Here is a 25,818-nt window from a genome sequence, read left to right on the forward strand (position 1 = left end):
AAAAATAGTTGGACGCGTCAATTGTGAATTCGACCGGCGACATGTGCCGACACCGCGCACCACGGCCATAAATGTTACCGAATACATCAGACTTTCACGGCACTGGCGTTCAGATGTTAGTGACGGAGAATAGATTTCTAGACCCCAATCATAATTGCATCGCACACATGCCATCTTAGCAAAAAAGAATATTTTTTATTTCGATAAGCTGAATTTGCCTTACTGGCGAACTCAACAACTTTGCTTACAGCCGTAAGCATAAAAATATTCTCTTAGGGGTATGTCATGAAACTGAAATTCATTGCAGCAAGTGTGCTCGCCTTCGCAGCGGTCGGCGCCAACGCGGCCAACCAGTCGTTTACCATCGTCCCCGGCGTCACATTTGACTTCAACGGCCTGGCCCTGGCCGGCGATGGCTTGCTGTCGGGCGGCTCCGACGTGATCACGTTTGGCGGCGTTGCTGCCGGCACTTATGAAGCCGTGCTGTCCTACAGTGCCAACTACGTGAACATCACGTCCGCCTCGCTGAACGGCATGGCGCCGAGCGCGCTGCTTGCCGGGACCAAGACCAGCCTGGGCAGCTTCGACATCATCGGCCAGTCGCCCTTTACGCTGACGCTGAATGGCGTTGCCGGCGTGTCACCGCTGGCGGCCTATTCCGGCCATATCACCATCTCGGCCGTACCGGAGCCCTCCGGCTACCTGCTGATGATGCTGGGCCTGGGCGTACTGGGTCTGACCATCTCCCGCAAACCGGCCAAGCCGAAGTTCGAATAAATAAAAACGGGCAGCGAGAATACATCTGGCTGCCCAACCGGACGCGCGCCATGGCGCGCCGCGCCTGGCCCCCGCCTCGCTCCCTGGCGTAGCGGATCAGTTCCGAATTCCCTGCGGCCCCATTTCCGGCTGGCCCGACAATATCCCCTGGTAATCACTGAGCGTGGCGCCGATGGTGATCTGGTCCGTGCCGATGTCGAAGAAACGGATATCCTTGCTGTGGTCGCTGCCCCGCACCTTGACCACGGAGATGACACGCTTGAGCTGTCCCTCCAGCTCCACATAGCGATGCATGACGATGGCGTCCGCCAGGAAGGCGTTGCCGTAGGTGCTGAAGCGCAGCGCCGAATACTGGTCCTCGAGTTCAGCCGTCATCAGCACGGTCACGCCCATGCCGGTCAGCACCGCCACCAGACGGTACAGCGATTCGCGGAAGTCTTCCCGGAACACGGACGCCAGCGTCAGCTCGAAACCGGCCAGCGAATCGATCACCACACGCTTGGCCTGCGTGCGCTCGATCAGGCTGACCAGGTCGCTCAGGATTTCATCGAGCGACAGATCGAGGGTGCGGGTGTTGATCACGCCCACCATGCCGCTGGCCACCAGCGCGCTGAGCTGCCGGCTCAGCAACTGGTTCGGGCTCTTCTCGAAGGCGGCGATCACGCCCCGTTCACCGAGGCGCGCGCCTTCGGCCAGGAACTGGGTCGCCATCACGGTCTTGCCGGAGCCGGACGGCCCCACCACCAGCATCGAATAGCCGGCCGGCAGGCCGCCGCCCAACATCTCGTCCAGCACCGGCACCCCGGTCGACAAGCGGGTTTCGCCGCCGATGCTGGGCTCTTCGCCGGTCTTGACGACGGCGCGCGGGAAGATCTCGATGCCGCTGTCGCCGATGCGGAAGGTGTGCACCCCCAGGCTCTGGGCCTGGCCGCGCATCTTCACCACCTGGATCTTGCGCACCATGGCGTCGCGATGCACCTGCTGGGAAAGCCACAGGATGCCGTCGGCCACGGTAAACACGGGACTGGACTCGGCCTCCGGCGCCAGGTATTCGCCGATCAGGAAGGTGGTGGCCAGCCAGCTGGTCATCTGCATGCCCAGTTGCTGCACGAAGCGTTGCAGGCCATCGGGCCGGGCATCGGGCGCGCCCGACTGCACCACGGAACGGAACGAATCGACGAACACCAGGCTGGGGCTGAAGGCTTGCACTTCCGCCGTAATGCGCGCCAGTACCCGGTCGAAGTCGCCGTTCAACAGCTCGCTGGCCAGGTTGACGAACTTGATGGACTGGTTGATCTTGCCGGCATCAAAGAACGGGAACTGCTGCTGGTAGCGCAGCATCTTCAGCGGCGGTTCGCCCAGCACGGTAAAGAACAGCGCACGGCGGTCGGGGCGGGCCAGCGAGAACATGATCTGGTGCGCCATCGTCGTCTTGCCGCTGCCCGGCGTTCCCGCCAGCAGGTTGAAGGAGTATTCGGGAATGCCACCGCCCAGCAAGGCGTCCATGCCGGGCACGCCAGTGGGCAGGCGTCGTATGTCGACTTTTTTCATTCTTTTGGCTCCGATACAGCGGGGTTTACCGTGTCATCCCCCCAAGCCGCACGCAGGATGCTGGACGTGACGAGTTCGCCGATGAGTAGGGTTAAAGTGTCGATGAAAGTGCACAGCAGCGCGATGCTGGCCTGGCCCGCGGCGGGCATGGCTTGCGCCTGCAAGCGTTGCTGCAAAAGCGAGACGGCCGCTGGCGGCAAGTCCTGGTCCGATTCGGCCAGCCATGGATAGGCACCACCGACCTGGTGCAGGCAGCGCGCGTACAACGCATCAAAACCGCGCTCACCGATGATGGCGATGAGATGATGGGCCAGGTCGCGCCACAGCGCCGCGCTGGCTTCGGGCACGCGCGCCGGATCGCGCAATACCGCGCGCTCGATCATTCTGTGCCAGTGCTTGTCGATCAAGGCCATCATCCCGTTAATTTGTTCGATACCGCGGTACGCGTGCCGGTGGCATCCACCAGTGCCAGCGGCAGACACATGCTGAACGCGCTGCCCTTGCCGTTGCCCTCGCTGCACACGGTGACCGACCCGCCATGCAACTCCACGATCCGGCGCACCAGCGACAATCCAATGCCCAGGCCGCCAACGGCCCGATGCAACGGCCGCGGGCCCTGGGTAAATAAATCGAAGATCAGCGGCTGCAGCTCGGGCGGGATACCAGCGCCGTCATCGCTGACGGTGACGATGGCATTGCTGCCTTCCGTGCCCACGCGAATGGCGATGTGGCCGTGTTGCGGCGTGAACTTGCTGGCGTTGAGCAGCAGGTTGGACAGTGCCTGCGTCAGGCGTTCCAGATCGCCGTCCACATACAGGGGCTCCGCAGGCCCCTCCAGCAGCAATTGCTGGCCGCGCTCGCTCAACAGCGACTGGCCGGTCTCGACCGCGCCATGGACGGCATCCATCAGCGACACGCGGCAAGGGGTGACGGTGATCTTGTCCATGCTGGCGCGCGAGGCATCCATCAGGTCGTCGACCAGCCGCACCAGCAGCGCCACCTGGCGCTCGATAATGTCATGCAATATCGTCAGATCGGGGTGGTGACTGGCGATGTCGCCGATCAGGTGGTTGGCCATGATGATGGGATGCAGGGGACTGCGCAATTCGTGGGCCAGCATGGCGAAGAACTCCATCTGTTGCCGGTTCACGGCCTCGGCCGCCCGCTGCAGGTCGCGCGCGCCGAAGGTGGCCAATATCAGTTGTTCGTTGGCCGCCTGCAATTGGGGTACCAGCTTGGCACAGGAGTCATGGCGCTTTTTCAAGGCATCGTGTTGTTCCGTCAGCTGCAGCAGATCGCGTATCGTGCGGCGCAACTGGCGCACTTCCAGCTGGCGGAACGCCTGCCAGTCCGCCTGCTCCGCGGCCGAGTGTGCGGCCGCGCCGGGTGCTGCTGCCGTGGCGACCGCAGGTGGTGGCCGATCGGGTGCTGCTTTATGCATGATATCCCGTTGGCCTTGCGGCCTATCCTTGAGCCTCTACGCGCGCGGATGGTCGTACTACCAGCGAGCACGGCAGCCTGGCGGCCGCACACAGAGTTGAAGCGTCCTTCACCTTACCTGAAATGGTTATCGGCGTAAGCTTATAAATTCAAATAGAATTTTCAACAATCGTTTATGCAAGCTATGGGGCGCACGTCGCCATGCGGGCAACGGCCCGTTACGCCCTTCCCGGCACGGCGCCGATGTGCCAGCTCAACGGGCTGGCACCACCAGTACCGTGTCGCCCGTCTTGCCCCTGGCGCCGGTATCGCCTGTTGCGCCTACGTCACCAGCCTGCCCTTTTGCGCCCTCGGCACCAGCGGCGCCGCCGGCACCGGTCTGGCCGGTCTGGCCCGTGGCGCCCGTAGCGCCGGTGGCACCCGGTGCGCCGGGGGCGGCATCGACACCGGCTGCGCCCGTCGCTCCCGTCGCGCCGTTCATGGCGCTGGGCCCGGTGGCCCCGGTCGCGCCGGTGGCACCGGCCGGACCTGCGACCACCTGGACCACGGGAGGTGGCGATTCACGCTGGCATGCGCTCAACGCTGCGGCGGCGCCAAGCATGCCGATTATCAGGATGCGGTTCATGATATTTCCTTTAAGTGAAAGAATGACCCCGCGGCCGGCACGACGCCGGCAACGGGGTCCAAGGTCGCGCCAACCTCAGCGCTCGTCCCTGCCGCGGCCGGAGCCGGACTGGGTGTCGTCTTGCCCCATGCTGCCGGCGGTCCCGCTTTGCATGGTGTCGGTGGCGGCGCCCATCACGCTGCCGCTGGCAGTGCGTTGGCCGGCCGGCACTTGCTTTGAGTGATAAAAGCTGTGGATCTCCGTCGCGAAGGCGGTACTGGCCATGTCGGGCCAATGATGCTTGTCGAAGCCCGGCGCGCTTTGCAGTTGCTCCTTCGAGCAATCGAGGATGAAGCGGTGCTGGCTGGTATCGAGCGTCAGGCTGTGCCAGGGCACGGCGAACAGCTTGCCGCCCATGCCCAGCCAGCCGCCATAGGCCAGCACGGCGTAAGCGATGTGGCCGGTCTGCGTGTCCAGCATGATTTCCTTGATTTCGCCCAGGCTCTCGTCCTGGGGATTGTAGACTTCCTCCCCGAGCAGGGTGTCGGCCCCCATCAGGCGCGGCCCGGCGCCGGTGTCGGTGATATTGTGATAGATGCCGTAAGTGTCACGATCCAGATAACTCATGGTGTTCTCCTGTGGGTTGACGAGATGCCGCCGCGTTAACGGTCGCCGCGCGGCGTTGAAAAGCTGTCGGCTGGCCAGACCCATCATGCGCGCACGGGTATGCCGATCGGGTAGGAGTACGCGCAGTGTCGGCGTAGGAGAAGGCAACGGCGGAGGCCGCTGGCCGGCGCGGCGCGCTCAACTGCGACTCCCCGCCACAAAGGGCGACTGGCTGCGCAGGCGCGCGAAGGCAGGCGCGTCCAGCGCCCGGCTGAAATAATAGCCCTGCCCCTCGTCGCACCCTTGCGCCGCCAGGAACGCGCACTGCTGCCGCGTTTCCACCCCTTCCGCGATCACCTGCTTGTGCAAGCTCTTGCCCATGCTGATCACCGCGCTGACAACGGTCGCGTCGGCCCGGCTGCCCGTCATCTGGCTGACGAAGGATTGGTCGATCTTGAGCGTATGAATGGGAAACTGGGTCAGATAGCTGAGGCTGGAATAGCCGGTGCCGAAGTCGTCGATGGCCAGCTTGACCCCCAGCCTGGCAATGTCCTTCAGCAGCCGGTCCGATGCCTGGGCATCGTGCATCAGCATGCTCTCCGTCAGTTCCAGTTCGAGGCTGCCGGGCCACAGTCCCGTCTCGGCCAGCGTCTGGCGCAGGAACGGCAGGAAGCCGGCGCCGCGAAACTCCAGCGGCGATGTGTTGACCGCCATCAGCAGCGGCGGCAAACCCTGGCGGCGCCAGGCCTGCGCCTGCTCGCACGCCTGGCGCAGCACCCAACGTCCCAGCGGCACGATCAGGCCGCACTCTTCCGCGATGGCGATGAAGTGCTGCGGCAACAACAGGCCCCGCTGCGGGTGCTGCCAGCGCACCAGCGCCTCCGCCCCCACCAGCCGTCCGCTCACGAGGTCGATCTTGGGCTGGTAGTGCAGCACGAATTCGTTGCGCTCGAGCGCCAGGCGCAACCCGGCCTCGGTCGACTGGCGCAGGACGGCGCGGGCATTCATGGCCGGCTGGAAGAAGGTGCAATTATTGCGTCCACTCTCCTTGGCATGGTACATGGCAATGTCCGCATTGCGCAGCAGCGTGGCAGCATCCTGGCCGTCGTCCGGAAACAGGCTCACGCCTATGCTCAGGCCGATGTGCAGCGCGTGGTGGTCGACCCGGTGCGAGCGCGCCATGGCCTGCAGGATCTTTTGCGCGATCGCCGCCGCGTCCTCGGCGTGCTCGATGTCCGGCAGCAGCAGGATGAACTCGTCGCCGCCCTGACGGCACACCGTGTCGGAGCCGCGCACGCAGCGCACCAGGCAACGCGCGACGGCCTGCAGCAACTGGTCGCCCACGGCGTGGCCCAGGGAATCGTTGATATGCTTGAAGCGATCAAGGTCGAGGAACATGACGGCCAGCTGGCCGTGACGGCGGCGCGCCCGCTCGATCGCCTGGTCCAGCCGGTCGCCCAACAGGACTCGGTTGGGCAGGTTGGTCAACACGTCATGATGGGCCAGCCTATCGAGTTCAAGCTTGGCCTGCTGGACCTGTTCGGCCAGCTCGACGGCCTCCATCGACGCCACCACCAGGTGGGCATTAGCCTGGCGCAACATCGCGATATGGCTGGCAAACGCAACACTGACGGGGTGCCGGTGGCCGCCGCACTTTTCGCGCACGCTCATCGCCAGTTCGCGCGCCCGCACCAGCCGTTCGCGCACCAGCAACACTTGCTCGCGGATGCTACAGCGCGACAGGTCTTGCCGGCCCAACGTCGCCTGGCGCAGCTTGACGGGCAAACGCCGCCTGGCGAACGGCAAAAGTCTGCCGTTGAACTTCTGTCTTGCCCGCATAAACAGCCCTTTCGCCTGACGACGATGCCAGTGCTGTATGCACAATGCCGCTTTTGCGCGGCCGGGACCGTGCGTCACCACACACCGGAGCCGGACTTGTAAAAAAAAGAACCCCTGACGCATCAGGGGTTCTGTGGAGCGGCGGCGCGTGGAGCGCCTTAGCGAGGCCTGCCGTTACGTGTGCTTGGGATGCAGCACCGCGTTGCGGCGCGAATAGCCGAAGTAGATGACCAGACCGATCACCAGCCAGATGGTGAACGCGATCCAGGTGGTGCGGCTCAGGAAGGTCATCAGGGCCAGGCAGAACAGCACGGCCAGCGCCGGGACCACCGGCACGCCGGGGCAGCGGAAGGCGCGGTGCAAGTCCGGACGTTTCTTGCGCAGCACGACGACGGCGACCGACACCAGGCAGAACGCGGCCAGCGTACCGATGTTGATCAGCTCGGCCAGCACGTCCAGCGGCACCACGGCCGCGATCAGGCCGAACACGATGCCCACCACCCAGGTGGCAAAGAACGGCGTGCCGAACTTCGGATGCAGGGTCGACAGGCGCGCGGGCAGCAAGCCGTCGCGCGACATGGCGAACACCACGCGGGTCTGGCCATAGCTCATCACGAGGATCACGGTGGTCATGCCCAGGATGGCGCCCAGGTCGACAAAGCCGGCCACCCAGTTCTCGTTGGCGTACTGCAGGGCCAGCGAGACGGGATGGTCGATGCCGGCGAACTTCTGGAACGGCACGATGCCCGTCATGATGGCCGACACCACCACGTACAGCACTGTGCACACGACCAGCGAGCCGATGATGCCGATCGGCAGGTCGCGCTCGGGGCGCTTGACCTCTTCCGCGGCCGAGGTCACGGCGTCGAAGCCGATGAAGGCGAAGAACACCAGCGCCGCCGCGCTCATGGTGCCGCCCATGCCGAACGGCATGAACGGCTTCCAGTTGGCCGGCTCCACGTGGCGCGCGCCGACGGCAATGAACAGCAGCACGACGGCGATCTTGATGGCCACCATGATGCTGTTGACACGGGCCGACTCACGCACGCCCCACGACAGCATGGCCGTCAGGAACATCATGATCAGGAAGGCCGGCAAATTGATCAGGGTATGCACGCCGGGCACGGAGCCGGGCGCCGCCGTCAAGGCCGCCGGCAGGTGCACGCCCAGGCCGCCGATGAGCGACTGGAAGTAGCCGGACCAGCCGACCGACACGGCCGAGGTGGCCAGGCCATATTCGAGCATCAGGTCCCAGCCTATCATCCACGCCACCAGCTCGCCCATGGTGGCGTAGCTGTAGGTGTAGATGGAGCCGGCCACCGGCACGGTGGAAGCGAATTCCGCGTAGCACAGGGCGGCGAAACCGCAGGCCAGCGCCGCGATGACAAACGACAGCGTGAGGGCCGGGCCGGCCGTCAGCGCGCCGGTACCCGTCAGCACAAAAATACCGGTGCCGACGATGGCACCTATCCCCATCAGGACCAGGTCCAGCGGTCCCAGTACTTTCTTCAGACCGCCTTCGGCGCGACCTTGCGCCATCATGTGGTCCAGGTTCTTGGTTCGGAAAAGGCTCAAGTAACTATCTCCATTACTGTTGATTTGATTTGTTTTTTTACCCTTCGCCCGCCATCGCTGGCACAGGCAGGTATGGCTGCGCAGTCTACACTGTTTTCACAGGCAGTTCGGCTATTTCGGCACAAATTATTGAGTAATAGGCAAGTCGCGCTGGCGCCTGTGCGGACGGCCCGAAGACCGGCCGGCGCCGCCCGCGGATGCGCGAACGGGGCCCGGATGCGACGCCGCCTGCGGACCGGAACGGCGCCGCAGGCGGACGGGGGTGCCGCGGTGTGCGGCGGCAGGCGCGGGAAGCGCGTGCTTGATTTACTTGGCGTGGTTGCGGCGGCGCGCGATCAGGCCCAGCAGGCCCAGGCCGGCCAGCAGCATGCCGTAGGTTTCCGGTTCCGGCACGGCCGCGGCCACGGCGATGTTGCCGCTGTAGCTGCCACCGTTGGGCGAGGCGACGTAGCCGTCCACTTCCAGGAAGTAGTTGCCGGCGGCCAGAGGATGCAGGCCGGAGGCGAAACTCCAGGCCTGGTCGCCCGGCAGGTAGTTGGTCACGTCCTGGGTGCCGTGGAACACGACGCCGCCCACGTTGCGCAGGTCGAAACCGGTGATGGTCAGGCCATCGTTGGCCGAAGCCTTGAGCGAGGTGATCAGGCCCACCACGTCGTTCAGGCCCGACACGGCGAAACTGTACTTGTCGGCGAAGAAGTTATTGGCCGCGCCGGCCTGCTGACCCAGACCCAGCGTAAAGGTATGGCCGAAGTCCGAGCTCGAGTAGTCGGCCAGGTCCTGGGTGATGTCGATCGGTGCCTGGCTCAGGTCGGTAGCGGCCTGCGCAGCGAAGCAGGAGGTGGCCAGGACGACGGTGGCAAGCAGACGTTGAGTGATGTTGTGCATGGTAGTCAGCGAATAAATGAGGTGGGAAGGATACATGCACCGCCGGCGTCCCGTGGACGCGGGCGGCACAGGCCGTTCAGGCGAAGCGCGCGCTCTTGCGGCGCTGTTTGACCAGGCCGATCAGGCCCAGGCCGACGAACAGCATGGCGTAGCCTTCCGGCTCCGGCACGGCGCTGATAGCGCCGTTGGCGGCGAAGGCGCCGCCGGCGTTGGAGACCACGTTGCCGCTCACTTTGAGGTAGTAGGAACCGGCGGCCAGGTTGGCGTCCGTCAACGTCCACTTGTCGGTGGCGCCCGACGACAGCTGGCTGCCGGCCATGGCCAGCGCGCCGCCGGCCGTGTACAGGCTAAAACCGGTGATGTTGAGGCCATTCAGGGCGCTGGTGCTGGTCGAGGTCAGGATCAGGTCGACCTTGCTGGCACCGGTGGTGGTGAAGGTGAACATGTCGCCGAACACGTCATCCTTCAGATTGTTCTTGAACTTGTCGCCGAAATGCACCGAGCCGTTAGGCGCCAGCGCAATGGCGGCGGGTGCGGAACTGATGTCGACCACGCCGGCCTGGGCGCTCTGCGCCAGCGTCGCGGCGGCCACACAAGCCACGGTCATCGCCAACGCACGGATCTGCTTATTCATGTATTCCCTAGCTTTCGATATGAGGCGCACTTGCTCCGCCTGCCATGTTAATTAATTGGAATTTTAGTTGCACTAAAGTCACCGGCGCGAAGAATACCATAAGGCATGGAATTTTGTCATGCTTTATTAGCAGCAAGCCATCAAATCATCGCAGCCAGGCAATGCGTGAACCCGGGCGTGGCAAACCGTTGCCCTCGCCCCCACCTTCACGTCACGACAATGCACTCAGTTCCCCTTCCGTGAAGCCGGCCTGGCGCCGCGCCTCCAGGTTGAACGGGCCGCGCACGGGCGGCGCCTGGTAGCGCACCGTCAGCTCGGCGTAGGTGGCGCCCGGCTCCAGGCCGCGCTGCCGGCACAGGTAGCCATACCAGCGGTTGCCGATTTCGACGTGGCCGATTTCGTCGCGCAGGATGATGTCCAGGATCTGCGCCGCCGCCAGGTCGCCGGCCTGCGCCAGCTTGGCCCGCAACGGCGGGATCGCATCCAGCCCGCGCGCCTCCAGCGTGCGCGGCACCAGCGCCATGCGCGCCAGCACGTCGCCGCAGGTCTTTTCCACCATCTCCCACAGGCTGGCGTGGGCGGCAAAATCGCCATAGGCATGGCCCAGCACCTGCAAATGCGCCGCCAGCAGCGAGAAATGGATCGCTTCCTCGCGCGCCACCCGCAGCCAGTCCGTGTAGTACTGGGCCGGCAGGCCGGGGAAGCGCCACAGCGCGTCCAGCGCCAGGTTGACGGCATTGAATTCGATGTGGGCCAGCGCGTGGACCAGCATGGCGCGCCCTTCCACCGTCACCATCGAGCGCCGGCCCACGAGGCGCGGCAGCACCAGTTCCGGACGGTCCGGGCGGCCGGGGATGCCGGCCGGGGCGCACGGCGCGGGATCGGCATCGGCGTCCAGCGCGCAATCGCCGTCGGCAAAGGCGGCCGCCATCGCGGCCACGGCGGCCACCTTGGCCTGCGGGTCGCGTTCAAGCAGGCATTGCAGCGCCCAGGCACGTAGTTCAGTTGGCAATGCCATGGTCGGTCCCGATCCGGAAAAAGGGCGCAGTGTAGCAAATTCCCTTGCGTAGCTTATTCCCTTGCGTAGTTTATTCCCTTGCGTAGCAAATTCCCCTGTGTAGCAATTTCCCTTGGCGCGCCGGCGCCAATCGCGCCGCCGGGCGGGGCCGCCATGCGTTATCATGTCACGCCGACCCAAGTTGCCGTAGAGCATGAGACACCCCCAGGCCAGGCCGGCGCCGGTAACGCACCGTTTAATCATCAAGGATATTGTTGTGCAAATAACTACCTCTCTTCGTCTCGCATGGCTGGCCGGCGCGCTGGCACTGGGCCTGAACGCCCACGCGGAAAGCTTCGCTTCCTCGGCCTCCAGCGCCGGTTCCGCCTCCAGCGGCAGCATCTCGACTTCGCTGGGCGACTCCAGCAACAGCTCCACCGGCGGCCACAAGACGGCCGACGGCGCCTACCGCATCATCGACATCGCCCACACCCCGGCCCGTGACGGCATGGCCCGCGTGACCATGCAGGGCGAGCTGCCAGGGCAGCACATCGTGCTCGACCTGCCGCAGAAGACCTTCGACCAGCAGCACCTGGACAAGGGCGACCTGGTCTACGCGCAAAACCGCGCCTACGGCATCGCCTTCGCCCGCAACGACACGCGCCAGGCGTTCTACCTGGTGCTGGCCGACGACTGGTACGGCGAACTGGCCGCCCGCCCCGTTGGCATCTGACCTTGCGCCGCGCGCTCACGCTGCTGCTGGCGGCCTGTGCGGCGACGGCCTGCACCTTCAGCGGCGCCGCCCAGGGCGCCGGCCTGTCCGGCGCCTCGCGCTTTTGCGACAGCGCCCATGAACTGGACGCGACGGAGCAGGACCGCCTGCTGCGCTTTGCCGCCGTGGTGCGGGAAGAACTGGACGCCAGCGCCGGCAGCGTGGCCCTGATCAGCCGCTCCGGCCTGGACCTGTCGCGCTTTGGCATCCGCTATTCCCATGCGGCGCTGGCGTGGCGCGCTACCGACGCCGGCGCTGCCGCCACCAGTGCCGCCGATAGTGCTGATAGCGCGGCCAACACAAACCCGGCAACCGATGCGGCCGATGCGGCCAAGGCCGGCAAAGCAGGTAACGCCGGCTGGTCCGCCCGCCAGCTGTACTACGCCTGCGACGAAAGCCGGCCCCGCATCTACGACCAGGGCCTGGCCGGTTTCGCCATGGGCACGGACGATCCCGCCCTCGGCTACATCTCGCTGCTGCGCCTGCCCGCCGCAGCCACCCCGCCCCTGCAGGCCGCCCTGCTCGACACGCCGCGCGTGCTGCACCTGCTGGCCGGGCACTACAGCGCCAACGCCTATGCCTACGGCCTGGCCTACCAGAACTGCAACCAGTGGCTGGTGGAGCTGCTGGCCGTGGCCTGGGCCGGCATGGCGGACGCTGATGACCTGCGCGCCCGCGCCCAGGACTGGCTGCGCGCGCAAGGCTACGCGCCGGACCCGGTGGATGTGGGTTCGCGCTGGCTGATGCTGGCGCCTTACTTCATCCCCTTGCTCAACCTGGACGACCATCCGGAAGCGGACCGCGCGGCCATGCAGCTGCAGGTCAGCCTGCCCGCGGCGATCGAAACGTTCATGCGCCAGCGCCTGCCCGGCAGCGAGCGGGTGGAAATCTGCCACGACGACCGGCGGATCGTCGTGCACCATGGCTGGAGCGCCGTGGCCGAAGGCTGCGTGCCGGGCGCGGACGACCGGGTCATCCCTTTCGACTAACGCGGCGCGCCGGCAGCGCCCGGCCCGGCGTTGGCCGCCCCGTTCGGCCGCAAGAGCGCCGCGCCGGATACCCGCTTTGTCGCCCGCCGGCGCAACTTGCCCGGCCTGCCCCGCTTATCCTTCCTGCCCGGCATGAGCCAGCAGCCAGCGGCGGAACTGCTCGACGTGCGGTTTCTCATGCGCGCTGGCCGGCGTGATCAGATAGTAGGCACGCGCACCGCCCAGTGGCCGGTCGCACACCACCTGCAACTCGCCCCGTTCCAGTTCCGATTCCACCAGCATGGCCGGCAGCAGCGCCACGCCCAGGCCATGGCTGGCCGCCGTCGCCAGCATCGAGAACAGTTCGTAGCGCGGCCCCTGCATGGCCTGCTCCGCGTTCACCTCCATCGCCTCGAACCACTGGCGCCACGCTTCCGGCCGGGTACTTTGCTGCAGCAGCGGCAAGGCGGCGATGTCGCGCGGGGTCCACCGCTTACGCCCGGCGAGCAGGCGCGGGCTGGCCACCGGCACCACCGTCTCGTGCATCAACAGCACGGAACGGGTGCCCGGCCAGTTGGCGATCTGCTCGGCGCTGCCGGCATACAGGGCCGCGTCGTATTCCGCCTCCGTGAACATAAAGGGGCGGGTCTGGGCGTCGATGTGGACCGTGATGTCGGGATGCTGCCGTTGCATGTCCTGCAGCCGCGGCAGCAGCCAGCGGGTGGCGAAAGTGGGCACCGATGCCAGCCGCACCACCCCGCCGCTGCCCTGGCGCGCCATGGTGTCGAGCGTGTCGCGTTCCAGCCCGGCCAGGCGCAGGGCCACCTGGCGGGCATAGGCGGCGCCGGCCGGGGTCAGGGCCACGCCATGGCGGGTGCGCTGGAATAGGCGCACACCGAGAAAGCTTTCCAGGCTGGCCACCTGGCGCGACACGGCGCCCTGGGTCAGCGCCAGTTCGCGCGCCGCGTGGGTGTAGCTCTCGTGGCGCGCGGCGGCCTCGAAACAGGTCAGCGATTGCAGCATGGGGATTTTTCTTGTCATGACTGGCCAGAATAGTTGGGTCAAAAGGCAGGGTGAACACGCCAACAGTATGCCGCAAGATATGAGCAACATGCATATCTGAGTGCGAATAAATCGTTTGCGCCGGGCCGTGGCCAAGATTAAGATTGCCTCATCCGATTCCATGCCGGCCGACCGCCGGCGCCTTGCACACACACTGGAGACAAGCATGAGCAAAGCCGCCTTTCACTGGGATTCCCCGTTCCTGCTGGACGACCAGCTGACCGCCGACGAACGCGCCGTGCGCGACGCGGCCCGCGAATACAGCCAGGGCCGGCTGGCGCCCCGTATCCTGGAGGCGTTCCGCAACGAGAAGACGGACCCCGCCATCTTCCGCGAAATGGGCGACCTGGGCCTGCTGGGCGCCACCATTCCGGAAGCCTACGGCGGCGCGGGCCTGAACTATGTGTGCTACGGCCTGGTGGCACGCGAAGTGGAGCGCATCGATTCCGGCTACCGCTCCATGATGAGCGTGCAGTCCTCGCTGGTGATGGTGCCTATCCATGAATTCGGCTCCGAGGCGACCAAACAGAAATACCTGCCCAAGCTGGCCCGCGGCGAATCGATAGGCTGCTTCGGCCTGACGGAACCGAACCACGGCTCCGACCCCGGCAGCATGATCACGCGCGCCCGCAAGGTGGCCGGCGGCTACGAGCTGACCGGTTCCAAGATGTGGATCACCAACAGCCCGATCGCCGACGTGTTCGTCGTGTGGGCCAAGGATGATGAAGGCGCCATCCGCGGCTTCGTGCTGGAAAAAGGCTGGAAGGGCCTCTCCGCGCCCGCCATCCACGGCAAGATGGGCCTGCGCGCCAGCATCACGGGCGAGATCGTGATGGATGGCGTGTTCTGCCCCGAGGAAAATGCCTTCCCCGACGTGCGCGGCCTGAAAGGCCCGTTCACCTGCCTGAACTCGGCCCGCTACGGCATCGCCTGGGGCGCGCTGGGCGCGGCCGAGGATTGCTTCGAACGGGCCCGCCAGTACACCATGGACCGCAGCCAGTTCGGCCGGCCGCTGGCGGCCAACCAGCTGATCCAGAAAAAGCTGGCCGACATGCTGACCGAAATCGCGCTCGGCCTGCAATCGTGCCTGCGCCTGGGCCGCATGAAGGATGAAGGCACGGCCGCCGTCGAACTGACTTCCGTCATGAAGCGCAACAGCTGCGGCAAGGCGCTCGACATCGCCCGCATGGCACGCGACATGATGGGCGGGAACGGCATCAGCGACGAATTCGGCGTGATCCGTCATCTGGTCAACCTGGAGGTGGTCAACACCTACGAAGGCACGCACGACGTGCACGCCCTCATCATCGGGCGCGCCATCACCGGCCTGGCCGCGTTCTCGTAAGCCCATGGCAGCGACCGCACAACGGAGCGCCGCGCTGAGCGGCATCAAGGTGCTGGACCTGTCGCGCGTGCTGGCCGGCCCGCTGGCAGGCCAGGTGCTGGGCGACCTGGGCGCCGACGTGGTCAAGGTGGAACGGCCCGGCCAGGGCGACGACACCCGCTCCTGGGGCCCGCCCTACCTGAAGAACGCGGCCGGCGAGCATCCGGACGCGGCCGCCTACTTCCTGTGCGCCAACCGCAACAAGCGCTCCGTCACCATCGACATGGGCCAGCCGGAAGGCCAGGCCCTGGTGCGGCGCCTGGCCATGGAGGCGGACGTGGTGCTGGAGAACTTCAAGCTGGGCGGCCTGGCCCGCTACGGCCTGGACGCGGCCAGCCTGCTGGCCCTGAACCCGCGCCTGGTGTACTGCTCCATCACCGGCTTCGGCCAGGACGGGCCGTATGCGGCGCGGGCCGGCTATGACTTCCTGATCCAGGGCATGGGCGGTTTGATGAGCATCACGGGCGGGGCCGAGGGCGAACCGGGCGCCGGCCCGCAAAAGGTGGGCGTGGCGCTGACGGACGTGATGACGGGGCTGTACGCGGCCATTGCCATCCAGGCCGCGCTGGCCGAGCGCGAGCGCTCCGGCCTGGGCCAGCACGTCGACCTGGCGCTGCTGGACGTGCAGATCGCCGGCCTGGCCAACCAGGCCTCGAACTACCTGGCCGGCGGCGTGCTGCCTACCCGCATGGGCAACAGCCATCCCAACATCGTGCCCTACCAGGACTTCCCCACGGCCGACGGCGACATGATCCTCGCCATCGGCAACGACGGCCAGTTCGCCCGCTTCTGCGCCGTGGCCGGCCATCCGGAATGGTCGGACGACGCCCGCTTCGCCACCAATCCGCAGCGCGTGGCCAACCGCGCCGTGCTGATACGGCAGCTGCGCCAGGTGACCATCACGCGCGACACGGCCGCCTGGATCGCGGCGCTGGAGGCGGCCGGCGTGCCGTGCGGTCCCATCAACCGCATCGACCAGGTGTTCGCCGATCCCCACGTGCAGGCGCGCGGCCTGCGCATCGAAGTGGAGCATCCGGCGCTGGGCGCCGTACCGCTGGTGGCCAACCCCATGCGCCTGTCCGCCTCGCCCGTCGCCTACCGGCTGGCGCCGCCCACGCTGGGCCAGCACACCGACCAGGTGCTGCGCGAATGGCTGCAGCTGGACGACGCGCAACTGGACGGGCTGCGCCAGCGCGCCGTGCTGTGACCCCGGCCCGGCCGGCGGCCGGCATGACGCGCTAGCGGGCCAGCGACGGCGCACGCAAGCGCGCGGCCGGCGTCCCGTAGTGGGCCGCGGTGCAGCGCGCCAGCCGCTGCGCCACCTCGTGCGCGCCCTGCGCGCGCCCGAACAGCCAGCCCTGCACCTGGGGGCAGCCTATGCCGCGCAGCATGGCCGCCTCCTCCTCCGTTTCCACCCCTTCCATCACCACCGTCATGTCGAGCGCGTCGGCCATCGCCAGGATGGCGCGCAGCACGGCCACGTCGCGCCGGTTGTGGCCAGTGCCGGCCAGCAGCGAGCGGTCCACCTTGAGCGTATCGAACGGCAGCGACTTGAGGTAGACGAAGGATGAATAGCCGACCCCGAAATCGTCGATCGCCAGCGAGATGCCGCGCCCGGCCAAGGCATGGAGCACGCCTTCGCACTGTTCGCAGCCGTCGATGGCCTGGCTCTCGATCAGCTCCAGCTGCAGGTATTCGGCCGGGAAGCCGGTCTCGGCCAGGATCGTGTCCACGTCGTGCAGGAAGCCTTCCCAGCGCAGCTGGCGCAGCGACAGGTTGACGGCCATGGTGCCAAACACATAGCCCTCGTCGAGCCAGGCCCGGCCCTGGCGGCACGCTTCGCGCAGCACGGCCTGGCCCAGCGGGATGATGAGGGCCGTCTCCTCGGCGATGGGAATGAAACGCCCCGGCGCCAGCAGGCCCAGTTGCGGATGCTGCCAGCGCACCAGCGCCTCCAGCCCCACCACGGCGCCGTCGGCCAGGTCCACCTTGGGCTGGTAGTGCAGCACCAGCTCGTCGCGCTCGAGCGCCTGGCGCAGGTCGTTCTCGATCTGCAGCTGCTCGTTGGTGTCGGTGTTCATCTGGCCGATGAAGAACTGGAAGTTGTTCTTGCCGGCGCCCTTGGCCTCGTACATGGCGCGGTCCGCGTGCAGCACCAGCGTCTGCGCATCCTCGCCATCGTCCGGATACATGCTCACGCCGATGCTGGGCGTGACGTAGATTTCCTCGCCGCTGATGGGGAACGGGGCGCCGATCGCCTCCAGCAGCTTCTGCGCGATGTGGGCCACGTGGCGCGCGTCGCCCACGTCCTCCAGCAGCAGCGTGAACTCGTCGCCGCCCAGGCGCGCCACCGTGTCGGTCTCGCGCACGGCCGCGCGCAGGCGCTCGCCCACCATCTTGAGCAGCTCGTCGCCCACGCCGTGGCCCAGGCTGTCGTTGACCAGCTTGAAGCGGTCCAGGTCGAGGAACAGCACGGCGATGCGGTGCTGGGCGCGCTGGGCGAGGCGCAAGGCATGCTCGAGCCGTTCGCCAAACAGCGAGCGGTTCGGCAAGCCCGTCAGGGCGTCGTGGGTGGCCAGGTAGTTCAGCCGTTCCTCGGCCAGCCGGCGCTGGGTGATGTCGGCGAAGATGGCCGCGTAATGGGTGCACACGCCGGCGTCGTCGCAGATGCTGGAGATGGTCAGGTGCTCCAGATACAGCTCGCCGTCGCGGCGCCGGTTCCAGATCTCGCCCTGCCAGCAGCCCGTCTCGGCCAGCTGCTGCCACATCTGCTGGTAGAACTCGGGCGTCTGGCGCTTGGAGCTGAGCATGTTGGCGTTGCGGCCGATGGCCTCCTCGGCGCTGTAGCCGGTGAGCGTCTCGAAGGCCGGGTTGACGCGCTCGATGGTGCCGTCGGCCCGGGTCACCATCACCCCTTCCAGGGTGGACTCGAACACGCGGTCGGCCAGCCGCAGGTGGTAGCGCGATTCCCACAGCGCCTGGTCGCGCTCGCGCAGGGCCGCGCCCAGCTCGGACACATATTCATCCTCGATGCTGCTGAGGATGTCGTCGAAGCTGAGCAGGCCCACCAGCCGTTCCTGCTCGTCGAGCACGCCCAGGTGGCGGATCTTGTTCTGGGCCAGCATCTTGCGCGCCAGGTACAGGCTTTGCCCGGACTGCACGCTGCGCAGGGGCCGGCTGGCATGCTCGCCCACGGTCCCCGTGGCGGCGCCGCCGGCCGCGATCAGGCGCACGATGTCGCGCTGGGTGAAGATGCCGTAGCCGCCGTCCCCATAGGCGACGATGGCGGCGTCGCGGCCCGCGCTGCGCATCTCGGCCACGGCCGCGTCCAGCGCCTGGCCGGCCGCCAGCACCAGCGGCGCCTGGCAGGGAATGGAACTGACGGCGCGCATGCGCAGGAAAAATTCGGCGCCCTGGTTGAGCACCACGTCGCTTTGCGACAGCATGCCCAGCCGGTGGCCGCGGTCGTCCACCACCAGCAGGTGGCGGATGCCGTTGCGCTTGAACTGCACGGCCGCCTCGCCCACCAGCAGCTCGCCGTGGATGGTCTGCACCGGCCCTTTCATGGCCGTCGACACGGGCAGCGTGGCCAGCAGCGGATTGGCCAGGTCGAAGGCCAGCACGTCGCTCTCGGTGAAGATGCCCACGGCCGTGTCGCCGTCGAGCACGAGGATGGAGCTGCAACGGCGCGCCGCCATGAGCTTGGCCACGTCGAGCAGGGGCGTGTCGGGCGCGCACGCGAGCAAATCGCGCGTCACGAGCCGCTTGATGGGGAATTCACAACTGAGGAGCATGGCCTTGCGCCCGGCAGGCGCCCAGAAAGTTTCCCGCGAGTATGATTCATCCCCGCGGAAATTTCCATGCGCTAGATCAAGTGTGTAGCCACACGGCAATTATTCAGCGGCCGGCCGCCAGCCAGCTCGCTGCTGGCCGTGGTGACAAAACGTGTATTTTCCGCCATCACGAACGGATACACTGTAACTTGTCTTAAATATAAAAATTTTACACTTGCACCGGTACCACCCATTGCATGGCAATCAAGCTGGCTCAACCTGGGGGTTTTATGACATTGAACGAAATACTCGCTTTATTCATGAGAATTGCCGATGCGGCAAGGGACGAAGCCTACGCACAGGAGGCACCCGCCGGCGCGTCGTCCTCGTCCTCGTCCTCGTCCTCGTCCTCTTCCTCGTCGTCTTCGTCGTCCTCTTCCTCGTCGTCATCGTCCTCATCGGGGCCGCCCCCTCTGCCACCGGGTCGTGCGGCGAGAATTGCGTTCAGCCTGCAGAACGATTGGGAGCTCATGATGCCGGCCCTGAAGGTGTTCTATCGGCGGCTGGCCGATCCCGGCATGTATGAGCACGCGCAGGAGCAAGGGGCGGCCATCGCGCAGCGCCAGCAAACATTGCAAGACGCGAGCCAACGGTTCGCTGCCATCGCCACGGACAGCTTGTTTATCAGCCACGACCGGGCAAAAGGGGGACCGATGAATTTCATCAACGACATGGTGGGCGAACCGCCTGCGCCCAACCCCTACGAGTGGTATCTGCAAGGCTGGTTACGTTGTTGCAATTGCTCTGCGGAGCAAAGACTTCGCCTGCACCGGGTCTGGGGCAACCGTGTTATCGCCGTGTTGCACTTGTTGCACCAGCACGCGGCTGCCTCCGCAAAACCGGAAACGAGCGGTCGCAGCTGCTGCACCATCATGTAACCATCCACCCGGCGGCCTGGCGGCATGCAGGCCGTCGGACAGCCGGCCTGACCGGCCCAGCTGCCGGCGCCGGCCCTTGCCAACCGCCACACGCCGGCCGCACCAGCCGCCCCCACCGGCCCGGCCCACACGGGCCAGCCTAACCAGAGCTGCGGCAGCGTGACCGCCCCCAGCACGCCGGGCCGCTCAATGGACGCGCCGGGATCGGCCTTCAACCCCGACGGCACCGCCGGCACCTTCTATGCCGGCGAGCAGCCGCAGAACTCGAGAAATCCGGTCAGCGTGTCGCAATACGACGTGGCCTGCGCTCGCCAGCCCAGCCGCTAATGGCAGGCGTGCCGCCACAGCCGCGAGGCCGGCAGGCCGTGGCACGGGACGGGGACGCCCCCCATAACGACGAGCTCGGGGTTCCGGGGCCCGCTCAGGCAAGAACGGGCCTGGCCGATCCATCCCTTGCCGGCCGCGGCACCCCGGCCGGCGCGTCCACGCCCAACCTGAACGCCGACACCAGCCTTGTCATCTTGTCGGCCCGGCGCTGCAAGGTGGCCGTCTTTTCCAGCGCATCGTCGGCGCAGGCCGCATTCCCCTGGGTGGCCTGGTCGATCTGCAGCACGGCCTGATTGATCTGGGCGATCGCCGCGCTTTGCTGCTGACTCGACAATGTAATCACGCCTATCATTTCCGTCAGCCGGCCCATATGGTCGACCACTTCGTCCATGGCCGTGCCGGCCGAGGCCACCAGACGGCTACCCGCGGCCACATGGTCGCTCGATTCGGCTATCAGCTGATTGATTTGCCTGCCGGCCCCGGCCGCGCGCTGCGCCAGCCCCCGGACCTCGGCGGCGACAACGGCGAAACCCTTGCCATGCTCGCCGGCGCGGGCCGCTTCCACCGCCGCATTCAAGGCCAGCAAATTGGTCTGGAACGCGATCCCTTCGATCACGTCCACGATCGCGGCAATGCGCCGCGACGAGTGTTCTATCCTGCCCATCCGTTCGACCACCTCGCCCACCACGACGCTGCCCCTGGCCGTGGTGGCCGATGCGCCCTGCGCGTAGCGGTTCGCCTGCGCGGCGCTGGCCGCCGTGCCACCGACACTGGCGGCCAGCTGTTCCACCGAGGCGGCAGTCTGCTCCAGCGCGACGGCCTGTTCGGCAGTCCGGCGCGACAGGTCGGCGTTACCGTCCGCAATCTGGGCAGAGACGGCGGCCACCGATTGCGCTCCGCCCTGCACTTCCCGCACCATCCTGGCCAACTCGCAGCGCATGACGTCGAGCGCGCACAACAGGCTGCCGATCTCGTCGCGCCGCACCGGCACGGCGCGGGCACCCAGGTCGCCGGCCGCGACCGCATGGGCCGCGGCGAGCGCCGCCGTCAACGGTACGGTGACGCTGCGCGCCGCCAGCCACGCAAACACCGTCGCCAGCAGCACCGTCAGTGCGCTCAGCACCAGCACCAGCCTGGCGCCGCGCTCCGTCGCCAGCCGTATGTCCGCGCGCATGCGGTCTATGGTGGTGCGTTCAAACTGGCGCAGTGCGCGCATCTGCGCCAGGTAAGCCTGGGACGCGGGCAGGAACTTCAGCTGGAAAGTCTGTCCGGCCAGGGCCATGGCGCCGTCCTTCCTGGCCGCCAGGATGCGGTTCTTGGCATCGAGATAGGCGGCGCGCCTGGCCATCGCTGCGCTGTAGATGGCCTGTTCCTCGTCGCCGCGCAACAGGCGCCCCATCTGTTGACCCAGCGCCGTACCCTGCTCCGCGTCGAGCCGGATGTCGTCGGCAAACGCGGCGGCGAGCTGGCCATCGCTGCTCCTGGCGATCATGGAGGTCCGCATGACGGCGGCGTAGACATGGGCATACCAGTCGCCCGCGATACGTTCCTTGGCCAGCGGTTCCTGCATCATCTGCTCGACGGCAGACACATTGTTCCTGGCGCAGACCAGGGCACAAGCGGTGGAAACGACGGAGACCACGATCAGGATGGTGAACGCGGCGCCCAGGCGCCCAGCGATGCTGCAATTGGCGAGTATCTTCATGGAGTTCCGGGGTTCGCGGTGGACGGACGCCCAACGACAGCGTGCGGCCGCTATGGGCCGCACGCCGGGTCAGGTTCAGAACGTATGGCGCAAACCGAGGTTCAAGCCGTGGTTGCCCGCGCCCGATTCGCTATTGTTGGCCACCGTGTAGCCGGCGCCGTGCCGGTTGCCGATCATGGCATAGGAGCTGTACATGGTGGTGCGCTTGGACCAGGGATACAGGTAACCGAGGCCCCAGGCGTGCGCGTCCTGGTCCAGCGCTGTCTTGTCGTTCTTGCGCATGTACGACGCCAGTACGGTGCCGCGGGCCAGCGGCGCGCTCAGGCCCAGCAGCATGTCATTGCCGTTCGTCGATGCGGTGGGTTTGACGCCGCCATAGGGGTTGGCTGAATTCCCCAGCGGCGCGCTGTTGTAGCCCTTGTCGCTGCCGTAGGCGAAATAGGCCTTGACCGGGCCGAAGTCGTAATTGGCCGCGACCAGGGCGTTGCGGCCATTATCGCGGCTGACTACCGTCACGCCGGGGGCTGCTGCCACGTCGCCGTTCTTGTTGTTGTACGCGAGCCGCACCGTGAGCGCGCCGGCCGCGTAGCCGATGGCGGCGCCGAACTGGCGGCCGGCGGCGCTGCCTGCCTGCTCGCCGGCGCTGTAGGCCAGTTCGCCGGAGACGCCATGCAGCGCCGGGGAAGCGTAGCGCACCGTGTTGCTGCTGCGGACATTGGCGCCGGAATCGGGGAACAGGTTCTTGGCGCCGCCCGCCATGCCGGTCGCGAACGGGTCGCCCACCCCGGCCAGGGCGTTGTGCCATGGCGTGTACTGCCGCCCCAGCGTGAACGTACCGGCGGCGCCTTGCAGGCCCACGAATGCCTGGCGGTTGAAGATGGTGCCGGCCGCGTCCACCTCGCCCGTGTCGAGCTTGTAGCCTGTTTCGAGCGTCATCACGGCCGACCAGCCGCCCCCCAGGTCCTCGCTGCCCTTGAAACCGATGCGCGAAGCCGAGGCGGCGCCGCTGGTCAGCTTGTTCAGGGTGCCGGCCGCGCCGCCGCTTTCGCGCACCAGCGCGGCATCGGCCACGCCGTACAGGCTGACGGAAGTTTGTGCCGAGGCCAGGTTGGCGTAGGCCAGTGCGAGGGTGGCGGCGATCAGTGTCTTGCTCATCGTTGTCTATCCTTTGTGTTTGGGTTGTCAGCCCATTGTTGGTATGGCGGAAGATGCGGCGCGGGGCCGCGGTTCAGGCTATGTGCGCGATGCGCAACAGGTTGGTGGTGCCGGGCGTACCGAACGGTATCCCGGCCGAGATGACGATGGTGCCCCCCGCTTGCGCAATGCCTTCGCGCTTGACGGTCTGGCAGGCCCACGTGCTCATTTCCAGCACATCGACCACCTCGTGGCACAGCACCGGATAGACGCCCCACGCCAGCGCCAGGCGGCGGGCGATGGCGGCGCGCGGCGTCATGCCGACGATGGGGGCGCGCGGGCGTTCGCGCGCCATGCGCATGGCCGAATAGCCGGAACTGGTGTAGGCCACCACGGCCGCGACGCTGAGCGCCTGCGTCACGCTGCGCACTGCCACGCCGATGCCGTCCGAGGCCAGGGTGGCGGCGCCGTCGTGGTCCGCCGCCACCGTCTGCAAATAATATGGGTCCGCTTCCGTCTGGGCGATGATGGAATCCATGATGCGCACTGCGTCGAGCGGATACTGGCCCGAGGCCGATTCGGCCGACAGCATGACGGCGTCGGCGCCGTCGTAGATGGCGGTGGCCACGTCGGACGCTTCGGCGCGGGTGGGCACGGGCGCCGTCACCATCGATTCGAGCATCTGGGTGGCGACGATGACGGGCTTGCCGGCCCGGCGGCAGGCGCGCACGATGCGCTTCTGGATCGCCGGCACCTGCTCCGGCGGCATTTCCACGCCCAGGTCGCCGCGCGCCACCATGACGGCGTCGCTGGCGGCGACGATCGCCTCCAGGCTGTGGATGGCGGCCGGCTTTTCCAGCTTGGCGACGATGCCGGCCCGGTCCTGGACGATGGCCTTGATTTCCGCGATATCCTCGGGCCGCTGGACGAACGACAGCGCCACCCAGTCCACGCCCAGGCTCAAGCCGTAATCGAGGTCGGCCCGGTCCTTGTCCGTCATGGCCGACAGCGGCAGCACGACGCCGGGCACGTTGACGCCCTTGCGGTCGGACACGCGGCCGCCGACGATGACGCGGGTCTCGGCGTAATCGGGGCCGAAGGACTCGACCCGCAGCCGCACCCGGCCGTCATCGATCAGCAGTTCGGTGCCCGTTTCCAGCGCGCGGTAGATTTCCACGTGGGGCAATGCGGCCCGATGCCGGTCGCCCGGCACGTCGCGCTCCATGTCGAGCCGGAAGGCGGCGCCCGCCTCCAGCATGACGGGGCCGTCGCCAAAAGTACCGAGGCGCAGCTTGGGCCCTTGCAGGTCGAGCAGGATGCCGATCGGGCGGCCGCTGTCGCTTTCGATGGCGCGGATGATGTCCAGCCGCCGCTTGTGGTCGGCATGCTCGCCGTGGCTGAAGTTGAGGCGGAAGACGTCGACCCCGGCGGCGAACAAGGCCTGTATCGTGTCCCTGTCGCTGCTGGCAGGTCCCAGGGTGGCGACGATCTTGGCGTTACGGTTGCGGTGCATGATGGTGTTCCTGTTGGAGTAGTCGCTTACTGGCGCGTGACCAGGATGGCGCGGAAGTCGTTGACGTTGGTCAGTGTGGGGCCGGTGATCACGCTGTCGCCCAGGGCCTGGAAGAAGCCGTGGCCGTCGTTGTTATCGAGGCTGTCGTTCGGGCGCAGGCCGGCGGCCCAGGCGCGCTCCAGCGTGTCGGGCGCGATGCAGGCGCCGGCGATTTCCTCCTGCCCATCCACGCCGTCGGTGTCGCCGGCCAGGCCGTACACGCCGGGCTCGCCCTGCAAGGCGGCCGCGCAGGCCAGCAGGAACTCCACGTTGCGCCCGCCCCGGCCGTTGCCGCGCACGGTGACGGTGGTTTCGCCGCCCGACAGCAGCACGCACGGCGCCTGGAACGGCTGGCCGCGCCGCGCCACCTGCATGGCCATGCCCGCCATCACCTTGCCCACGTCACGCGCCTCGCCTTCCAGGCTGTCGCCCAGGATGTGAGCCGGCAGGCCCGCGGTGGCGGCCACCCTGGCCGCCGCTTCCAGCGCCATCTGGGGCGTGGCCACCATGCGCACCTCGCTGCGCGCCAGCCGCGGGTCGCCCGGCTTGACGGACTCGCCCCGGCCGCTGCGCAGCACGTCGAGCACATGCTGCGGCAAGGCGATGCCGTAGCGGGCGATGATGGCCAGCGCGTCGGCGCAGGTGCTGGCATCGGCCACCGTTGGGCCGGAGGCGATGTCGCGCGGATCGTCGCCGGGCACGTCGGAGATCAGCAGCGTCACCACCCTGGCCGGGTGGCAGGCGGCGGCCAGGCGGCCGCCCTTGATGGCCGACAGGTGCCGCCGCACGCAATTCATTTCGCTGATGGTGGCCCCGCAGGCCAGCAGCGCCGCGTTCACCTGCTGCTTGTCCTGCAGGCTGATGCCCTCGGCCGGCAGCGGCAGCAGCGCCGAACCGCCGCCCGAGATCAGGCACAGCACCGTATCGTCCGCGCTCAGGCCCAGGACGCGGTCCAGTATCCGGCGCGCGGCCGCCAGGCCGGCGGCGTCGGGCACGGGATGGGCCGCCTCGACGATCTCGATGCGCTGGCATGGCACGCCGTAGCCGTAGCGCGTGACCACCAGGCCGGTCAGCGGACCGGGCCAGTTCGCTTCCACGGCGCGCGCCATCTCGGCCGACGCCTTGCCGGCGCCGATCACGATCAGCCGGCCTTTGGGCGCCTCGGGTAGCGCGGGTGGCACGCACAGGGCCGGTTGCGCGGCCGCGATGGCCGCCTCGAACAGGCTTTGCAGCAGGCGCCGGGCCTGCCCGCCCGGCCCCGTGTCGCTTTGGGATTTCAGGTTCATCGTGTTCTC

Annotated in this window: 24 protein-coding genes; 7 read left to right on the forward strand and 17 right to left on the reverse strand. The window is 67.1% G+C overall.

Annotated elements, in window-relative coordinates:
• The first annotated feature begins 285 nt into the window (after positions 1-285).
• Positions 286-777 carry an FxDxF family PEP-CTERM protein gene (locus tag AC3WOS_RS00490; RefSeq protein WP_492713783.1) on the forward strand — a complete coding sequence of 164 codons (492 nt, stop codon included), beginning with the start codon at positions 286-288 and terminating at the stop codon, positions 775-777.
• 96 nt (positions 778-873) lie between these two features.
• Here the strand turns inward: AC3WOS_RS00490 and AC3WOS_RS00495 are convergent, their stop codons facing one another.
• The 10 genes from AC3WOS_RS00495 to AC3WOS_RS00540 form a co-directional block, all read right to left on the reverse strand.
• On the reverse strand, positions 874-2,328 hold the full coding sequence (locus AC3WOS_RS00495; protein ID WP_492713785.1) for a DUF7125 family protein: 1,455 nt from the start codon (positions 2,326-2,328) through the stop codon (positions 874-876).
• Positions 2,325-2,744 (reverse strand): hypothetical protein, encoded by a 420-nt coding sequence (locus AC3WOS_RS00500; RefSeq protein ID WP_492713787.1) that lies wholly within the window; start codon positions 2,742-2,744, stop codon positions 2,325-2,327. Before AC3WOS_RS00500 ends, AC3WOS_RS00495 begins: the two co-directional genes overlap by 4 nt.
• Positions 2,741-3,769 (reverse strand): sensor histidine kinase, encoded by a 1,029-nt coding sequence (locus AC3WOS_RS00505; protein ID WP_492713789.1) that lies wholly within the window; start codon positions 3,767-3,769, stop codon positions 2,741-2,743. Before AC3WOS_RS00505 ends, AC3WOS_RS00500 begins: the two co-directional genes overlap by 4 nt.
• A gap of 252 nt (positions 3,770-4,021) precedes the next feature.
• A complete protein-coding gene (locus AC3WOS_RS00510) occupies positions 4,022-4,393 on the reverse strand; it encodes a collagen-like protein (RefSeq protein WP_492713791.1) in 372 nt (123 codons plus the stop codon).
• 75 nt (positions 4,394-4,468) lie between these two features.
• A complete protein-coding gene (locus AC3WOS_RS00515; protein ID WP_492713792.1) occupies positions 4,469-4,999 on the reverse strand; it encodes a PRC-barrel domain-containing protein in 531 nt (176 codons plus the stop codon).
• A 177-nt stretch (positions 5,000-5,176) separates the two neighbouring features.
• Positions 5,177-6,763 carry a putative bifunctional diguanylate cyclase/phosphodiesterase gene (locus AC3WOS_RS00520; protein WP_492713794.1) on the reverse strand — a complete coding sequence of 529 codons (1,587 nt, stop codon included), beginning with the start codon at positions 6,761-6,763 and terminating at the stop codon, positions 5,177-5,179.
• Between the two features lie 228 nt (positions 6,764-6,991).
• Entirely contained in the window at positions 6,992-8,392 is a 1,401-nt protein-coding gene (gene bcaP, locus AC3WOS_RS00525; protein ID WP_492713796.1) for a branched-chain amino acid transporter BcaP, read from the reverse strand.
• Between the two features lie 306 nt (positions 8,393-8,698).
• Complete coding sequence (locus AC3WOS_RS00530; protein ID WP_492713798.1) at positions 8,699-9,277, reverse strand: FxDxF family PEP-CTERM protein; 579 nt, start codon at positions 9,275-9,277, stop codon at positions 8,699-8,701.
• A gap of 76 nt (positions 9,278-9,353) precedes the next feature.
• Complete coding sequence (locus AC3WOS_RS00535; RefSeq protein WP_492713800.1) at positions 9,354-9,911, reverse strand: FxDxF family PEP-CTERM protein; 558 nt, start codon at positions 9,909-9,911, stop codon at positions 9,354-9,356.
• 211 nt (positions 9,912-10,122) lie between these two features.
• A complete protein-coding gene (locus tag AC3WOS_RS00540; protein WP_492713802.1) occupies positions 10,123-10,929 on the reverse strand; it encodes a ferritin-like domain-containing protein in 807 nt (268 codons plus the stop codon).
• 256 nt (positions 10,930-11,185) lie between these two features.
• On the opposite strand from AC3WOS_RS00540, the gene AC3WOS_RS00545 reads away from it, so the two are divergent.
• Both AC3WOS_RS00545 and AC3WOS_RS00550 read left to right on the forward strand, forming a co-directional pair.
• On the forward strand, positions 11,186-11,641 hold the full coding sequence (locus AC3WOS_RS00545; protein ID WP_492713804.1) for a hypothetical protein: 456 nt from the start codon (positions 11,186-11,188) through the stop codon (positions 11,639-11,641).
• Positions 11,638-12,669: a DUF2145 domain-containing protein gene (locus AC3WOS_RS00550; RefSeq protein ID WP_492714004.1), complete on the forward strand. Its 1,032-nt coding sequence runs from the start codon at positions 11,638-11,640 to the stop codon at positions 12,667-12,669. Before AC3WOS_RS00545 ends, AC3WOS_RS00550 begins: the two co-directional genes overlap by 4 nt.
• A gap of 114 nt (positions 12,670-12,783) precedes the next feature.
• On the opposite strand, the gene AC3WOS_RS00555 is transcribed toward AC3WOS_RS00550, so the two are convergent.
• Positions 12,784-13,689 (reverse strand): LysR substrate-binding domain-containing protein, encoded by a 906-nt coding sequence (locus tag AC3WOS_RS00555; RefSeq protein WP_492713806.1) that lies wholly within the window; start codon positions 13,687-13,689, stop codon positions 12,784-12,786.
• Between the two features lie 187 nt (positions 13,690-13,876).
• On the opposite strand from AC3WOS_RS00555, the gene AC3WOS_RS00560 reads away from it, so the two are divergent.
• Entirely contained in the window at positions 13,877-15,055 is a 1,179-nt protein-coding gene (locus AC3WOS_RS00560; protein ID WP_492713807.1) for an acyl-CoA dehydrogenase, read from the forward strand.
• Between the two features lie 4 nt (positions 15,056-15,059).
• Positions 15,060-16,301: a CaiB/BaiF CoA transferase family protein gene (locus AC3WOS_RS00565; protein WP_492713809.1), complete on the forward strand. Its 1,242-nt coding sequence runs from the start codon at positions 15,060-15,062 to the stop codon at positions 16,299-16,301.
• 31 nt (positions 16,302-16,332) lie between these two features.
• Here AC3WOS_RS00565 and AC3WOS_RS00570 read toward each other — a convergent pair whose 3' ends face one another.
• Together AC3WOS_RS00570 and AC3WOS_RS00575 are read right to left on the reverse strand one after the other, a co-directional pair.
• Complete coding sequence (locus AC3WOS_RS00570; RefSeq protein ID WP_492713810.1) at positions 16,333-18,888, reverse strand: EAL domain-containing protein; 2,556 nt, start codon at positions 18,886-18,888, stop codon at positions 16,333-16,335.
• 331 nt (positions 18,889-19,219) lie between these two features.
• On the reverse strand, positions 19,220-19,399 hold the full coding sequence (locus AC3WOS_RS00575) for a hypothetical protein (protein ID WP_492713811.1): 180 nt from the start codon (positions 19,397-19,399) through the stop codon (positions 19,220-19,222).
• A 1-nt stretch (position 19,400) separates the two neighbouring features.
• On the opposite strand from AC3WOS_RS00575, the gene AC3WOS_RS00580 reads away from it, so the two are divergent.
• Both AC3WOS_RS00580 and AC3WOS_RS00585 read left to right on the forward strand, forming a co-directional pair.
• Entirely contained in the window at positions 19,401-19,805 is a 405-nt protein-coding gene (locus AC3WOS_RS00580; RefSeq protein WP_492713813.1) for a hypothetical protein, read from the forward strand.
• 189 nt (positions 19,806-19,994) lie between these two features.
• The gene (locus tag AC3WOS_RS00585; RefSeq protein ID WP_492713814.1) at positions 19,995-20,132 is read left to right on the forward strand and encodes a hypothetical protein; all 138 of its coding nucleotides are present in this window, start codon (positions 19,995-19,997) and stop codon (positions 20,130-20,132) included.
• Between the two features lie 94 nt (positions 20,133-20,226).
• Here the strand turns inward: AC3WOS_RS00585 and AC3WOS_RS00590 are convergent, their stop codons facing one another.
• The 4 genes from AC3WOS_RS00590 to AC3WOS_RS00605 all read right to left on the reverse strand — a co-directional run bounded on the left by AC3WOS_RS00590 (position 20,227) and on the right by AC3WOS_RS00605 (position 25,809).
• Positions 20,227-21,837: a methyl-accepting chemotaxis protein gene (locus tag AC3WOS_RS00590; RefSeq protein WP_492713815.1), complete on the reverse strand. Its 1,611-nt coding sequence runs from the start codon at positions 21,835-21,837 to the stop codon at positions 20,227-20,229.
• Between the two features lie 75 nt (positions 21,838-21,912).
• Positions 21,913-22,992: a porin gene (locus AC3WOS_RS00595; RefSeq protein ID WP_492713817.1), complete on the reverse strand. Its 1,080-nt coding sequence runs from the start codon at positions 22,990-22,992 to the stop codon at positions 21,913-21,915.
• 73 nt (positions 22,993-23,065) lie between these two features.
• Positions 23,066-24,484, reverse strand: a complete 1,419-nt coding sequence (gene pyk / locus AC3WOS_RS00600) for a pyruvate kinase (protein ID WP_492713818.1) — start codon at positions 24,482-24,484, stop codon at positions 23,066-23,068.
• Between the two features lie 26 nt (positions 24,485-24,510).
• The gene (locus AC3WOS_RS00605) at positions 24,511-25,809 is read right to left on the reverse strand and encodes a glycerate kinase type-2 family protein (RefSeq protein WP_492713819.1); all 1,299 of its coding nucleotides are present in this window, start codon (positions 25,807-25,809) and stop codon (positions 24,511-24,513) included.
• Positions 25,810-25,818 lie beyond the last annotated feature (9 nt).

The organism is Rugamonas sp. FW305-51, from assembly GCF_058786935.1.